This window comes from Lachnoanaerobaculum sanguinis, assembly GCF_033242365.1.
Classification (GTDB): Bacteria; Bacillota; Clostridia; order Lachnospirales; family Lachnospiraceae; genus Lachnoanaerobaculum; species Lachnoanaerobaculum sanguinis.
In genome coordinates this window covers 70,424-87,556 of record NZ_BTHK01000013.1, presented here as the reverse complement: position 1 = coordinate 87,556, position 17,133 = coordinate 70,424, and the positions used below count along the sequence as shown (strand labels likewise).

Below are 17,133 nucleotides of genomic sequence, written 5' to 3'. Positions count from 1 at the left end.
AAGTTTTTACAACTTCTCCTCACGTGCTTTGTAGTATAGCTTCTTGTTATCTATTTTAAATCACAGAGTTGAGATGTAAAATACTTTCATTACTATTTGTGCCGCGGCTTGACCGCGGAATGGAGATTAATATGTCAAAATTTAAAAAACACTTTTTACCGCTTGAGTCAAAAAGTACATATTTAGGATTTATATTAATTATGGTACTGATACTCTGTGTTTCAATAGTAATATCAATCATTTTAGGAAGTGTGGACATTGAACTGAAGGACATTGCGGGATTTTTGGCCAATAAATTCAGTGGTAGGAGAGTAGTGGAAGTCACATGGGATAAAAGTATTGAATCTATAGTATGGGATATCAGATTCCCGAGAGTATTCGTTGCATTCTTTGTTGGAGCAGGACTTACACTTTGTGGAATTATAATGCAGGCTTTAACAAAGAATACATTGGCGGATCCGTATGTACTCGGTATTTCACAGGGAGCATCGGCAGGTGCGGTATTTATGATAATGTACGGATCTTTGTTTTTTTACGGTCCATACGGTACAATGCTTGGTGCATTTATAGGTGCTGTAATTTCTATAATCATTGCACTTAATATAGCAAAAATAAGAAATAAGATAACGGCAACACAGCTTATACTTGCAGGAATAGCGGTAGCCGCGCTCTTCGGAGCTGCAACAAATCTGATGATTTATATGCAAAGAACAGGCTCGGATAAAGTAAAAACCGCACAGTACTGGATGATGGGTTCACTGAGCGGATCAACATGGGAAAGGCTTTTATACGTAAGCATTACATTTTTACTTTGTTTTATAGTTATATATTCCATAAGAAAAATGCTTGATGCAATGCTTTTGGGTGATGATGTGGCAATGACACTTGGTGTAAACACTTCAAAGTTGAAGCTGATAATGATATTGGTGGCAACATTGCTCACCGGTGTAATTGTTTCAATCAGCGGAGTAATCGGATTTGTAGGACTTACAATTCCACATATTACAAGGTCAATTGTTGGAAGCAAGCATACAAGACTTATACCGGCTGCTACTTTGGTGGGAGGAACATTTCTTGTGGTGGCTGATGTCATATCAAGAGTTGTTATTTCACCGGAAGAATTGCCTATAGGAGTTGTTTCAGCATTCTTTGGAGCACCGTTCTTTTTATACTTAATTAAAAAATCTCATAACGGAGGAAGAGGATGAAAAAACTTGAAACAAAGGGAATCACTTATTCCATTGACGGAAAAATCATAATTGACGGTATTGATATAAGCGTAAAAGAAGGAGAGTTTGTAGGTATTGTAGGACCTAACGGTTGCGGTAAGTCTACACTTCTAAAAAATATCTATAAGGTATTTACTCCGGACAGCGGTGCGGCATTTATAGACGGGGAGGATCTGTCAAAACTGTCCAACAGGAAAACAGCAAAAAAGATGTCAGTAATGCAACAGGAAAATATTGTGGATTTTGATATGACGGTTTATGATATGGTAATGCTTGGAAGATTTGCACATCAAAAACTTTTCTCAGGAAGCAGTGAAGAAGACAGAGAAATTGTAAGCGAATATATCAAGGAAGTAGGACTTTCAGGATATGAAAACAGACATTTTCTTTCATTATCAGGTGGAGAAAAGCAAAGAACATTGCTTGCCAGAGCATTGAGCCAGAAAGCATCCTTAATACTTCTGGATGAACCTACAAATCATTTGGATATAGGATATCAGTATCAAATTATGAATATACTAAAAAGACAAAGCCTGACAATACTTTGTTGTGTGCATGATCTTAATATAGCGGCAACATATTGTGACAGACTTGTTTTGATGAAAAACAAGAAAATATTTGATGTAGGAAGTCCGAAAGAGATGTTGACAAGAGAAAATATTAGGGCACTTTTTGATATAGATACGATGATAATAGAAAATGAAAAAACAGGCAGACTGAATATAATCTTTATGCCGGAGCTGTAAAAGACACAGGATAATAAATAGTGTGAATGAGATTATCATTTGCACTATTTTTTGCTTTATAAAAAGCATTAAAAATAACTATAACTATAAAAAGTAAGAAAAGTTTAAGAAAAAAACTTTCAATGTATCATTTGATAGTTCCAAAAAATAATAAAATAGAGTAGAATAGTAAGGATTTATAAAATCAAATTTAATTGTTATAAGGAGGTGTAGGGTTAATCGGGTAAATTTTCATTTTTTGCAAAGCAAGAATGCAATAAAATGTAGTCTTTGTTTATATGGATAAGGGCTAGATTCATATAAGCAAAATTCATTCTTTTTATTAAAAAGATTGTTTTAAATTTAATTGGGCAGTTTGTCTATGCAAGAGGGCAAACAAAGGTAAATAAAGGATATGAAATCAAGGGCAGATTACTTGGGCTAGGTAAGAAACCCTTATTTGGCGAATAAAAACAAGGGTAACTTACTTGGGCTAGGTAGGAAACTCTTGTTTAAGGCGCAAAAAATACGATTTTAGATTCTTTATATTTCATGGAGGATAACAAGATAATGATTTTATTTTGTACGAAAAGACAAATAGAGGTGATATATGAAAAAGAATAATCACAAGGGTAAAAGACTGTTGGCGGGTCTACTGTCCTTTTTAATGGTGGCAACCACGCTGCCTTTTGGGGAGATGGAAGTAAAGGCGACCAGTTTGGTGCCGAATACAAGTTTGACAGCGCCTAATGGTGGTGGTAGATATCCATATATGGATACTACAGGTTCAGGAAATAATAGTGTCAGTTATGGATCTTCTTCTTCTACAGGATTTACGTTTCAGAAGATGGGAGAGGGGTTGAGTGGTAGAAATACTAACTATAATCCGGAAGATACATGGCAGAATCCTGTAGTAGGACCAACTGAAAATGGTTTTCCATTGGTATCTGACAGTATTATGCAAAAGAACTCTTTTAATATTGCAGCTGTAATACATGACGAATCCAGAGGGGGATCGGAAAAAGGATATGATACTACAGTACGTACTGCTTATGGAAGGAATTATTGGGCTACATATTATGGATTTGGAGAACTGAGACCAAATGATACAGATACCGCACTTACATACTTGGATCCATATGTAACTTATAATACAGATGGATTTACTCCAACAGAAGCATCAATGCAGGGTAACGTTCAAAGTGTTGTTATGACTCCCACAGGTAGGAGAGCAAAGTATTTTGATAATACATTTCCTGTAAAACTTTTCCCTGCTACATATAACGGTGGTGTTACACAACTTCAAGTTCCGGGAAAACCTTCAGGAACAAATATTGAAGTCCGTCAGGAAATAAAACCTGATGATGATGATAAAAACTTGCTTGTAACATATACAGTAGCCAATACAACTGGTTATCCTGTAAAGTTTATGATAGGTAATGAGTCTGATACATTCCTATATAATCATGATGAAGCACCTATATTGATTACACAGAGTGGAACACATCTTCATATGATGGCAAATAATGGTAATAAATACCAACTATCTGATTTTGATGTAAAAGTAAAGTCAGGAGACGGCAGAGTTTGGGCAGGACAATATCCGTATACGCCTTTAAATTCAGTAGGAGACCTTGTATATCATACAGGTTTTGCATTTGCTAAGTCTAAAGATTCATTGGTTCAGGGTTTTGACTCCGCGGCAGCTTTTTCAGCCTTTTTTGATTTGGCACCGGGAGAGACAAAGAGTGCCACATTTGAAGTATCTATGAGAGTATCGGTTTACTATGTAGATCCTACTTATGGTATTAAAACCAAGGCAGATGGTAGTATTGATTATCAACCGGACGGTAGTGTTACTTATATTGATCAAAATGGTGCTCCAACCGGGTATATAACTAGACCATATAGGACAATACAGGCTGCTATAGATGCGATAGGAGCCAGTAAAACCGAGAAGGCATATATCTATGTAATGGATGATACCGAGGTGCCTGCAACACTTAACTGGGACAATGCACCGGATCTAAAGAGTCTTACAATACAAACCAGTTTATATGATAAGATAGGTTCGATGAGTGTGTCAGATGCTCCAGGTTATTATGGCACTCATCCGGAAGATATGCCTAACGGTCCGGCAAAGAAGCTTATTCGTAAGAATAATTTCACCGGCGATCTTATAGAGGTTCCTGCCGGAAAGACACTTACTCTTACAAATATAGAGATAGATGGTAACAAGGCTGCAACTGATGCAGCAGGTACCAATGTTACAGGTGCTTTGGTAAAGGTTGAAGGCCAACTTAATTTAAAGGCAGGAACTACACTGACAAATAACAAGGTTAAAGGAACTACTGCTAAGGCTTCTGCTATAGATGTTGGAGGTGATGGTGTAGTAGCAGCAAATGCAGGTACAGGTACTGTAAATATTACAGCTAACGAATCTGATAATAATGTTTCTGCTGTAAGTCTGGCCAATGCAAAGGCTATTACCGGTTCAACACCAACTATATACCCGTTTACACTCGCCGGAAATGTAAATGTAACAGGAAACACTACTACAGATACAACTACAAATACAACAACTAATGCCAATATAGGTCTTGGTGCAAACTATTTGTATATACCGGAAGGTGCCAAGTTTACCGGAAGTGTTGGTGTTAATGAAGCAGACCAAACAAGACTACCTTCTTCAAATACTGAGGGTAGTACAGTACTGGACTACTCAGGAAGAGGAACTGTGGCACTTCCATATTCAATAAGCAATATTACTGCAGATAAGCCGGGACAGACAATTGCACCTGGAAATATATCACAACAGGTAAGAACAGGAACAACTATAAACGGTGGAACGAATCAGTTACAAAACGTTGTATACTTGAAGGCTCCTGTATATAGCTTTACACTAAACTATGCAGATGAGAACGGAAACAGCATTCCGTTTGGAAATATGAGCTTTACAGGAAATGATCATATACTTTTAGCAAACCCGTATACAACTTCATATGCGGCAGGTGCAAATATAAAATATGATTTACCTACACTTACAAATACACCTACAACTACTCCTACAACTACTCCTACAGTTGATTATTCAGGATATGTATTTGACAGAGTTGATATTCCGTCTGTAGTAACAACTGTACGTTCAGAAAACGATACATCAGGCAACCCGAACGGAAACATTATAGGTACAATGGGCACCAACCCTGTAAATATTACTGTGTACTTTAAGAAAAATATTGTACGTTACCATTTTGATTCAAAGGGTGGTAATACTATAGCAAATATGGAAGAGAATACCGTTGCATCGACTCCGACTCCGGGAACAATACCGACACCGACTACGGCTCTGGGAACAATACCGACACCGACAAAGTACGGTTATGTATTTAGCGGATGGTTTACATATACCGATATAAACGGTAATAAAGAATTTGATGCCGGAGATGTTGACGGCGCTGCATTTACAGGAGTAGGAAATCCTGCAACATTCCCTGCACCTACTACAGCAGGTAATGTATATCTTTATGCAAAGTGGATACCTGATCCTACATTACATAACTTTACAGTAACACATAAGAACTCAAATGTTGCATTGCCGATAGACTTTGGAACCGAACCACCTAGACAATATAGCTTTACACAACAATTTACTAGCAGTCCGCTCTCATCTATAGCAGGATATATATACAATACAGGAGTACTTAATCCGTATTCTGCAGGAAGTATAGATTCTCAAGGAGATTTGACTGCAACTATGAATACAACAGGTGTGGATCTTACATACAGATATAAGGTAAACACTGATGATACATTTACTTATACTATTCATCACCGTGACAGTGCAGGAAATACATTGGCGGCTGATATAACCGGTTCTTTAAATGCGGAACAGATTTTCTCAAGTCAGCCTGATACTTCAATTACAGGATATAATTATACATCCTTTAGTATAGTACAGGGAGGACATGAGGATTTAACATTCCCAAATTATAAGACAGGTCTTGACAGTGCAGGTTTTATAACATTAAATGATCAGACAAACGGACTGTTCACTGCACATATGCCGAATCAGAATGTAGAAATTACATATATTTATACTGCTGACTCTTCAAACAATCTTGTTCGTAGATTCTTTGACAGAGAAGTACCGAACAGTGTACTTGCAAGCAGTGTAGATGCCATAGCACCGGGTTCTCCTATTACAAATATGCAAATACCTGCAATAGGAACTACGGTAGGAGATAAGTTATATGGATATATCTGGGACAGCAACTCAACCGCAGATATTAATCCTTCAGGTTCTACATGGGGAAGTGTAAATGCGACTGACGGTGCATTAACAGGGGCCATGCCTATTTCAGCTACAGGACCTATAGGTGTTGACTACAAACTTAGCCGTGATCCGAATAAGTGGAGAGCTATTAACTTCCAAGTAGCGGCTTCTCCAAATAACGAAGGTAGTATAGGTGCACTATTACCGGGAGTTCCAACAACATTCCTTGGAAGTGACGGAACACCTTTAGGTGACAGTAAAGCAGATACATTTAATAAGCTCAATGCTCAGGGAAGTATACCTGGAACGGTAGCTAATCGCTATTATAAGTTTGACGGTTGGTATATGGATGCTGCCGCAACTATACCTGTTGTAGTTGACAATCCGCTTCCTTCAGATACAGCTACAGCAGGAAGCACACCGCTTACACTTTATGCCAAATTTGTTGAAGATCCTTCTATGTGGATTGATATAAACTTTGCCGCAAATGCAAACGGAAGTGTCGGAACACCTAATACACTTCATAAGCCATATGACTATACATGGGGACAGATTCAAAGTGATTTACCAAGCACTATTCCTGTAGTAAACTACAACTTTGCCAACTGGAGTGACAGTGCAAACAATGCAATGACTGCAACAAGTCCGCTTGTAAACAATGCTACATACTATGCAAACTTTACTAAGGATCCTGTTACATGGGGACTTACTATAGGTTCTATAGTTCCGACAGGTCATCTTGGTAATGATGGAAGCGGTGAAATCAGAATAAACGGTACAACACCGGGAAATGTATATGTTATAAGTGACAAGAACGGAAAAATAGTGGCTGTGGTCACAGGTGATGCCATTGGAAGCATTACTAATGTTCCGGATCTTATTCCTGGGGCACACTATGATGTGCAAGAGGGTACACCTGATACTATTGCCGTTGTAGGAAATCCTACTTCAACTATTACAAGCAGTAATATATCAGCACCTATAGACACATATATTCCTACAGTTGAGAATAACTATAGTATAGGTTATGATCCTGAGAATGACGGAATGGCTCAGATTGTTATAAATCCTGCCGATCCTGATGCGGATTATGCACTTATTGATGAAAACGGAAATGTTGTAAATTATCCGGGAAGTGACAATGGATGGATCGGTTCATCTGGAAATCCTTCAATAGTTACTTTTAAAAACCTTAATCCTAATGAGACATACACAGTAGTTGCAAGAAGAAAGGGTGATACATCAATACCTGATCCTCTAAGCAAACTACCTGATGGAAATGCAATTACAGCTAACCCGGGAGATATGGCAGATGCACCGAAGTATATTGTAGAAGCTGTAAACGGTGAAGTTGTAATGGTTGGAGCTAACAGCGTAAATGCAGGAAGCTTTGATGAGGCTAAGGCCGGTGATTTGGTAAATCTGCATGCAGATATGGTGAATTCTGCAGGATACAACTTTAAGTACTGGCAGGTACTTGCAGGTAGAGCTGTGGGAGTTACAGGAAAGATACTTGATAATGACTATTCATTTACAATGTCAAACTCAAATATTGTTTTCAAGGCGGTATATGATTTGCCTAAGATTGCAGCTGATGATGCGGATGCCGATGAGGAAATCAGAGGCGGTGCGGTAGGAGAGTTCGGACTTGATCCGAATCAGATACCTGCTCTGGCACATGATCTTACAACACCACAGGATCAGTCTTTGATTGGTATAAACGGAGCCAAGGTTGACTATAGAGTTATATTCTCAAAGAGAGATGCAAGCAATGCTGAAAGCGCTTTGGTAAAGCCTGTTTCTATTTCAGGTGTGGATCATCCTGATGCATATACGGCAGCATATGCTCTTGACATAGAGCTTGAGAGATATGTTGACGGAAGAAAGGTTGGACGAGCTACAGATTCAAATGCAAGCATTGATGTAACAGCACAGCTTCCGGCTGCAGATACGGATCAGCTTGACTATGAGATTTTTGATGTGACTACAGGTACACCTGTTGCCATGAGGTATGTAGGAGACCTTGATAATAATGCGGGATTGTTTAAATTTACTGCAAATCTGAACCATACTTATGTTTTGGTTTATTCAAAGATATTTAAGGTTGTATTTGTGGATAATAAGCCGGTACTTGACTATCAGTACTTGAATGATACAAGCAGAAACTTCTATCATAAGTTTAAGGTTAGAAGAAAAGAGGCTGTGGAGGATGCGGATTATTCTCTTGACTATTCTCTTGTACAAGCATATGCGGACGGAGAAACTGCCGGAAATCTTGTAACACCTTTTGAAGATATTTACGGTGTGGAATACAACTATAAGAATTGGTCAAAGAAGGAGAATTCTCTCTCAGTATTTGATCCTTCAATGAATATTACAAAGGCTATGACTATCTATGCTTACTATGAAAATAACAAGCCTAAGGTAGATAAAGCCAGAGTGGATCTTGGAAATACAATTCAAACAGCAAAGGATTTACTTGGTGATCCTTATCTGAAGGCCGGTGAGGCTGATACTATCAGAGAAAAGATATTGGAAGCTATGGATACATTAGCTTGGGCTAGAGATATCTTGGATAAAGACGGTATCGATCACAGAAGAATGGCAAACTATGCTGAGCTTCAAAGAGCTATTGACGGATTGCTTGATGTTATTAACAGATACAGCAATATATCTAACGGTAGAATTGCTGACAGAAACAGAAGAACCGGCGGTGCAAGCGGCGGTGGTAATTCTTCTGCAGGAAGAGGTTCTATACTTCTAACACCGGGAGAAAAGAATACAATAGGCAATAAGGCTTCTCTTGAGGGAAGTAATGTAACAAGCTTTGTTTTGGGAACTGACGGTAGATGGGAGACAAATCCTGTAACCGGAGGATGGAGCTTTGTTCTTAACGGTGGACTTCCACTCAACTCTTCATGGGCAAAGATTCAGATTCCTGACAGTCATGGAAACCTTGTAAGCAGATGGTATTTCTTTGACTCAAAGTCAACTATGGTAACCGGATGGATGCAAGATCCTTCTACAAAGAACTGGTATTTTATGAATACCGTGAAGGGAGCTCTTGAAGGTCAAATGGTTCTTGGTTGGGTACTCGATACAAATACAAATAAATGGTATTACATGAATGAAGACAATGGTGTAATGACTAGAGGATGGCATAAGGATCCTCAAGACGGAAGATGGTACTATATGGATAATTCAGGTGCTATGCTTACAGGATGGCAAAATATTGGAGGAAAGAACTATTTCTTCAATCCTGTGGTTCCTGCACCTACATATGAGTGGAATTCTGCTGATATGAGATGGGATTATGTAAAGACATCTTCAAGACCATATGGCTCCATGTATGAAAATGAAAAAACACCTGACGGCTACACTGTAAATGCCAATGGTGAGAGACTTCAGTGATATTGGAGAAAAATATGAAAATAATGAAAAGAAAAATTGCGACCCTATTGGTGGGAACAATGTTAGCAACCCAGCCGGCAAGTTTGCCGGTTTGGGGAGCAGCGGTTACCCAGCCGGGTGCTCCAACAGGTTCAGACTTTCAGTTTAATTTTACCGACTTGAACCCATCAATAAAAAATATTGTACAAAATGTTAATATCCCGGGGGGTACTCCAAATACTTTAATAGATTCAGGTAGTGGAGACTTTTATGGAATGGAAGTAAATCATACCAATCACTATGTATATCTTCCATTTGTAAAACCGGATACAAGTAATCCCGATAACGGAACCTTTAATAATGCAAATACAAGGAAACTGGACGGTAAAACTTGGGATGATATGGGACTTGACGGCTATGCGATAGAGCATTGGATGACTGATAAGGAAAATGGATTCGGTTTGTGGAGAATGGACGGCTTGAATTATCCAAGTAACGGAAAAACTTATTATGCCAAACTTAAAGCTGATCCAAGTAAAAATTATAATTTAAAAGTAAAGTATACTGCAGATAATAATGTTTATGTTCCGGGACTTCCGGCAGATTCTAATACAACAAAAAATGTATTAGAGGCAATACCGCAGTCACCTATAGTACCTGACGGGTTTAAGATAACCAATACCGATGCAGATGATACTGTTAAATTCTTTAATCCTAATACCTCACCTTTATTTTCTACAGAATTTACAGGTTTTAATGCTACTGATGCAGGTTTTACTATGGATAATAATAAAAACCTAAGCGGTACCATGGTAAATAAGGATACTGAAATCACATTTAATTACAATGTAAACCAAGACGTAAAAAAGGCTTTGGAAGTAGTTGATGAGATATATCAGGATAATGCTTTAAGTGTTTTATCAAAAAGAAGCAGAAGAGTAGTAGGTGGTTTATATTATGAGGCTGCACTTACTGATATCGGCGCAAAGAATATAAAACTGAATGAAGATATAAGTAAAAAGGATGCGGCTCATGCTACATCGGCCGACAGATATATTTATGATGGAGCGGTAATAAGTCATATTACAAGTGAGAAAAATATTAAAGACGGTAATACTGCAGCCAATGCAACACTGCTTTCAGGTGATGCAGGTTCGGGAGCACATGCATATGACGGACTGAAAGTCAATACGGTATATTCATCTCCGGATTTCGGAAAGATTACCGGTCAGATGCCGAATCAGGATATAAAAATAACTTATAAGTATTATATCAATTCTGCATATCAGACTACACTTACTGTGAGGTATATGGATGACAGGGGAAATGATATAACAAGCTTTATAGTATCAGAGTATGAAAAAACAAATCCGGCTTTACCTACCACACCGGGAACAGCTAACGGTAACAAATATAAGGAAGTGGACAGTAGTACAGGTAAGGCAAAATACCTAAAAATTAAGGCCGGATACAATGCCGGAAGTTATAATATTCAGATTCCTGTACCTAAGGTAGCTAATTATAAATATGGTACCGATCATCCGAAGGCACAGTTAAACGGAGGTACTGCGACATGGAGCAGCTCATATCAGACAGCTATAGCAAATATTGATTCGAGCTGGAGTGATACAAATCAGAACTTTGATTTGTCTACTGCTGCAACAGGTCCTATCGAAAATAAAGAGATAATCGTAACATATGCAGTTGATCCTACAGCTATAGTTCAACTTATCCCGATAAACGGAGCCGGAGGAAGTATAAAAGTTGCAAATTCTCCTACAGCTGCAGATTATAATGTAAATACAGATGCCGTAATTAATCTGTCAAGGCTTAATCAGTCAAGTACAAGTAATACTTATGATGTTGATATAAAACCAAGTGATATGATTTATTATCCTGTTCCTAATGCAGGATATAGATTCGATCATTGGGAAACATCATCCGAACTTGGCTCACAACAGGTGAACTTAAATCTTGGTACACCTCAGACTGTTACAGGAATTCCAAAAAGTAAAAATACAATTACCTTGACTGCTAAGTTTACAAAAATACCAAGTAACTTTAATACTTATCATTTTAATATAGGCGGTCGTATATCTCCGTTGCCATTGGGTCAGGATGCGGAGATTGCAAATGTAGATGCAAGCGGAAACCCTATAAATCTTACTTTTGGTGATTTAAGTGCCTATACTGCAGTAAACCCTGATCCGGGTTATACTGTACAGTGGTTTGACGGAAACTTTAATCCTATTAATGCAACCACGCCTATTAACAATTTGAACGGACAGACTTTTACAGCATTTGCACAGCCTACCACAGCACTTGTAGCAAATGCACCTATAGCTGACGGTCAATTACACCCGGGTAACGGAACACCTTCAATACAGATAAATCCTTCATCTATTGATTCAAGGCTTCGCTATGTAATTGTCGATCCTATTACGAGAAATGTTGTAAAAATAGTGAACGGGGCAAATCTTGTACCTACAGCCGGTGAGATAACAGACAGTTCGCTCAACCCCGGACAGAGCTATCAGGTATATACAGCTTTGCCGACGGCGGTGGTATCTGTAGGAAGGCCTGTTCCAAACAGTGATGTTTCAACACCGACATCTACCACAATACCTACAGCAATAAATCCTCAGCCACAAGCTGATCCGAATAATCGTGGTAAAGCAAAAATTACAATATCACCTTTATCTGCAAATACAGATTACGCACTTATAGGACCAAACGGTGTAGTTTATCAGTTTACAACTCCTTCAGGGAATGATATTGTATTTGACAACCTTGATCCTGATGTAAATTATCAGATAGTGGCAAGGCCGACAGGAACCACAACAGATCCTGTTACCAGACAGGCTACAACATCACCTACAACTGTAAGCACTGCAAACCTTGTTATAGTAAATCCAAGTAATGATATAACACTTATTGCAGATGCCAATCCACAGTATACTTTTGTGAGAATTAACGGCGCAAATGCTTCTGTCGGAAACCCTTTACAGGGTGTAGCTGAAGGGACACAAGTAGAAATAAAGGCGGCTCCTATAGATAGTTCAGGTAAGAATTTCCAGAGCTGGAATGTGGTTAGAGGTCTTAGAAACTACAATATTGTAGGAGATAGAATTACATTCACTATGCCTAATGTACCTGTTACATTACAGACAGTATTTTCACCGATATCAGCAAGTAATACATGGTCAAAGGATTACATTGACAACATTAATTCAAACCAGGGTGTTGGTGTTATTTATCCTGTAGTAAATGAAGCCGGAGATTTTAGAATTCAAATTATAAAATCAAGCATACCTACAGCCACAAGAAATGCTATTGCATTTGAGACAGATGACAGCTTCAGGTCTGTATTCCTTATGACATTCAATGTGCAAAAGAAGGATCCTGTTACAGGAAATTGGGAAAACTATGTAGATCCTACCGGAGCGAATATTACATTTGATGCAAATATTGAGACAGGCGCTTTACTTGGAAACAGAAGCTATGGATTCTATGAGCTTGGCGGAAGCCTTGCATCACCTTCAAATGCAGCCGGTAATACAATAAACCCGTTTACAGGAGTTGATTTCACATCACCTTCTTATACAGGAGAGTTCTCACTTACAGTTTCAAACGGTTCAACATATGCTTGGGGATATACTCTTCCTGATGATGTAAGAAAAGTTATAGTAAGAGATGCAAGAGATGGCAGTTTTGTTTCCACACTTAATATTGCACCTACAAGAGTAATAGAAGATTTCGCGTCTTTGTACACAGCAAACATTACAAATGACTATGTGGACAATAACGGTATAACATGGCATTATGAGGGTGTTAGTGATGACAGAAATTCATTTGTACCTACAGATACAACTACAAGAGTATTGTCTGATGCTACAGTATATCTCTATTTCTCAAATGACAGAGTAGATAGAGCTCAGGCTGCAAGAGACCTTGACGATCTTATAAAGCAGGCCAATATTGAACTTCCAAAAGTTGCCAATACAGGAATGTTACAAATGGCAATTGATGCTGCACAGGCTGTACTTACAAAAACAAACAGAAAGTCATCTACAGCTGAATTAAAGGCTGCATTTGATGCACTTGAGCTTGCATTGAAAAATGCAGGAAGAAAGTCAACCGGTGGCGGCTCTTCAAGCGGCGGCGGTCGTGGTCGTGGCTCTTCAGGCGGCGGAAGCGGTCGTGGAAGCTCAGGTGGCGGTGGTGCCGCTTCAAATGCAGGAAGAACAAGAGCAAACACATGGTCAGGATCAACACCTATTGCGGTAGGCGTAGGCGGAAACTGGGAACTTATCAATCCTGAGGAAGCAGCTAAGAATCTTGATAATTCAAAGTGGATCTTTAAGCTTACAACAGGTGAGAGAGTAACAGGATGGCAATTACTCAGTTATACTTTTGAGGGTAGAACAAAGGTTGAATGGTATCACTTTGAACAGGACGGTATCATGGATAGCGGATGGTTCTTAGACAGAGATACAAGCAAGTGGTATTATCTTTCAATGAATCATGACGGTTTCTTTGGTGAGATGATCAAGGGATGGCACCATGATCCTGATGATACAAGATGGTATTTCCTTGATAGAAACGACGGTCATATGCATGTTTCATGGGATAAGATCGATGGAAACTGGTATTTCTTCAATCCTAATCCACCGGCTCAGACATGGTTCTTTGACAATGCTACAGGTCGTTGGAACTATGGAGACAATAAGGATATCAGACCACTTGGTTCTATGTATGTTAACGAAGAGACTCCTGACGGATTTCATGTAAATGCTGACGGAGCATGGCAATAATATTGTCTGATCTATTTTCAGACTAAATGGTGAACGCCTCGATTCGTTCGGGGCGTATTACCTAAAATAGGGTAATTATTCTACTTGAGTTTTGCCTTATTTGAATGTATTCTAATATATCGAATAAGGAGTACACCATGAAGAAGATTTTAGTAATAGGAACAGGTGGAACAATTGCTTCAAAGCAAATGGGTGAGGGATTGTCACCGGCACTCTCGGCACCTGAGATTTTGACATTTGTACCTGAAGTGGAAAAACTTTGTGAGATAGATGTATTGCAGGTTTGCAATATTGACTCTACAAATATTACACCGAGTATCTGGCAGGATATAGCGAGAGCTATTGAAAAAAATTATGATTCCTATGACGGATTTGTGATTTTACACGGTACGGATACTATGGCATATACTTCGGCGGCTCTCAGCTATATGATACAAAATTCCAGAAAGCCTATAGTTATTACAGGAGCTCAAAAGCCGATAAGTACAGACGGTACAGATGCAAAATTAAATTTAAGAGACAGTATTCTCTATGCATGTGATGATTATTCTCAGAATGTTGTTCTGGTATTTGACGGTAATGTAATTGCCGGTACCAGAGCAAAGAAGATGATGGCAAAATCATTCAATGCGTTTCATAGTGTGAATTTCCCGGTACTTGCAAGAATCCAGGAAAAACACATAATACGATACATTCCATACATACCTATGAGAGAGAGGGTAAGATTCTTCCTTGACTTAAGTGATTCGGTATGTGTATTAAAAATGATTCCGGGTATGAAAGAGGGCATGCTTGGATATTTATTTGATAACTATGATTGCATTATTATAGAGAGTTTCGGAGTTGGGGGTATACCCGACAATATGCTTGATAAATTCTATGAAGAGATGGAGAAGTGGCAGGAAATGGGCAAATTCATTGTCATGGCGACTCAGGTTGTAAATGAGGGCTCAAATATGGAGATTTATCAGGTAGGTCAAAAAATCAAAAAAGATTTCAGTCTAATAGAGGCATATGATATGACATTGGAAGCAACAATTACGAAATTGATGGTCCTGTTGAAAAGATACACATCATATTCCGACCTTAGAAGAGCTTTCTATGAAGAAGTAAATTATGATATATTATGTGCCTTTGAAGGACTGTAAAGTTTTATTTTGGAGATTGAAATGGGTTTAAGCAAGAAAATCTTGGGATTAATTTTTGTTTGTTTTACAAGTTGTTTATTATCAATGATTGCTTTAGCATCACCTCCTGTTTTAGAGGGATGGAGGCAAAATGATATAGGGTGGTGGTATAGGCAGGTCGATGGCACATACCCGAGTGATTCTTGGAAAAACATAAATAAAAAGTGGTATTATTTTAATGATAACGGTTACATGGTGGAAGATTCATGGGTGGAAAACTATTATTTGGGTTCTGACGGTGCAATGCTTGTAAGTGCAATGACACCTGATGGTCACTATGTACTTGAAAACGGTGAGAGAATAGAAGAGAGTTTAGCTGCAAATCAGACCGGTATTACTGTCAATGTTCACAAGCCGGCTGTTGATAAAAGAGAATTGGAAAGCTTGATTGGTCCGGGAGCGGAGTTAAGCGATTACTATAAGAGTGAAGTTTTGGGAAATAATGTAGATTCTTTGTCCGGTGACGGTATCAAAGAGGTATCTACTGAAAATAACACTGTATCAGAGACATTGGATTCTTTGGCTGATGAAGGTTTCAAAGAGGTATCCGGTGAGAATAATGTAGTAGAAGCTGATACTTCAAATCTCTTTGAAAATGCAAATGATAATATCGGACCTGTGGCTGACACTACAGCTTCTGATTCAAATAATATCGGACCGACTGCCGACCAAAATAATGATACTGCAACTCAGGCAGTGCCGAGTGCTAATGATGCCAATGACACTACAAATCAAGTAGTGCCAGGTGCTAATGACGGCAACGTTACAAATGTTCCTACAACTGTAATTACAAACGATAATGTTGACGGAGAAAGTGAAAGAGCAAGAGTTATCAGAGAACTTAGAGAATACGGACTGAGTGAAGCTGAGGCAAATTTATATTATTTAATAAATGAGTACAGAGAGAGCCTTGGACTTTCCAAGTTGTCATTCTCAAAATCTCTTACAAGTGTTGCAAGAGCCCATGTAAAAGATTCACATGATTACACACCAAGACTTCAGCTTGATGATAGAGGTATTCAGGGCAATCTTCACAGCTGGTCTAATAACGGCAATTGGAGAGGTGGAGCATACACACCTGATCATGAACATGCACAAATCATGTGGGATAAGCCAAGCGAGTTGACGGACTATACGGGAGCAGGATATGAAATATCCGTATACCACAGTATCGGAATAGATCCTAAGTTGGCTCTTGATTTATGGAAGAGTTCTTCAGGCCACAATGAGGTAATAATAGGAGACAGTGATTGGTCATTTATAACAACTATGGGAGTGGCTATGGATAAAAATTACTCTCATGTATGGTTTGGAGGAGATGAAGATCCGGCAGGTTATTATGACATTGAAGGATATGAAGTAATACATCCATAAAAACCGTAAAGTAATAAGATAAATGCGAAAAGAGGTATAACTCGATTCGCATTTATCTTTTTTTATATAAAAACAACGATAATGCGTTGGAGTTTAACTCTGACGCATTATTTTTTTACCCAAAATAAGGAGGTGAGA

The 17,133-nt window shown here is 38.5% G+C and carries 6 protein-coding genes; all 6 read left to right on the top strand.

What is annotated here, in order from left to right; all coding sequences use genetic code 11:
- Positions 1-131: 131 nt before the first annotated feature.
- On the top strand, positions 132-1,208 hold the full coding sequence (locus tag SBH76_RS09820) for a FecCD family ABC transporter permease (protein ID WP_317977676.1): 1,077 nt from the start codon (positions 132-134) through the stop codon (positions 1,206-1,208).
- Positions 1,205-1,975: an ABC transporter ATP-binding protein gene (locus SBH76_RS09815; protein ID WP_317977675.1), complete on the top strand. Its 771-nt coding sequence runs from the start codon at positions 1,205-1,207 to the stop codon at positions 1,973-1,975. Before SBH76_RS09820 ends, SBH76_RS09815 begins: the two co-directional genes overlap by 4 nt.
- A gap of 589 nt (positions 1,976-2,564) precedes the next feature.
- Positions 2,565-9,641, top strand: coding sequence for a cell wall-binding protein (locus tag SBH76_RS09810; RefSeq protein WP_317977674.1), 7,077 nt, complete (start codon positions 2,565-2,567; stop codon positions 9,639-9,641).
- A gap of 14 nt (positions 9,642-9,655) precedes the next feature.
- Positions 9,656-14,434, top strand: a complete 4,779-nt coding sequence (locus SBH76_RS09805) for an N-acetylmuramoyl-L-alanine amidase family protein (protein ID WP_317977673.1) — start codon at positions 9,656-9,658, stop codon at positions 14,432-14,434.
- A 137-nt stretch (positions 14,435-14,571) separates the two neighbouring features.
- The gene (locus tag SBH76_RS09800) at positions 14,572-15,582 is read left to right on the top strand and encodes an asparaginase (RefSeq protein ID WP_009663574.1); all 1,011 of its coding nucleotides are present in this window, start codon (positions 14,572-14,574) and stop codon (positions 15,580-15,582) included.
- 21 nt (positions 15,583-15,603) lie between these two features.
- Positions 15,604-16,995, top strand: a complete 1,392-nt coding sequence (locus SBH76_RS09795; RefSeq protein WP_317977672.1) for a CAP domain-containing protein — start codon at positions 15,604-15,606, stop codon at positions 16,993-16,995.
- Positions 16,996-17,133 lie beyond the last annotated feature (138 nt).

What these genes read in the sequence shown, in the direction of transcription:
- SBH76_RS09805 (WP_317977673.1), top strand. Translation starts at nt 9,656, where the DNA reads ATGAAAATAATGAAAAGAAAAATTGCGACCCTATTGGTGGGAACAATG.
- SBH76_RS09820 (WP_317977676.1), top strand. Translation starts at nt 132, where the DNA reads ATGTCAAAATTTAAAAAACACTTTTTACCGCTTGAGTCAAAAAGTACA.
- SBH76_RS09800 (WP_009663574.1), top strand. Translation starts at nt 14,572, where the DNA reads ATGAAGAAGATTTTAGTAATAGGAACAGGTGGAACAATTGCTTCAAAG.
- SBH76_RS09795 (WP_317977672.1), top strand. Translation starts at nt 15,604, where the DNA reads ATGGGTTTAAGCAAGAAAATCTTGGGATTAATTTTTGTTTGTTTTACA.
- SBH76_RS09810 (WP_317977674.1), top strand. Translation starts at nt 2,565, where the DNA reads ATGAAAAAGAATAATCACAAGGGTAAAAGACTGTTGGCGGGTCTACTG.
- SBH76_RS09815 (WP_317977675.1), top strand. Translation starts at nt 1,205, where the DNA reads ATGAAAAAACTTGAAACAAAGGGAATCACTTATTCCATTGACGGAAAA.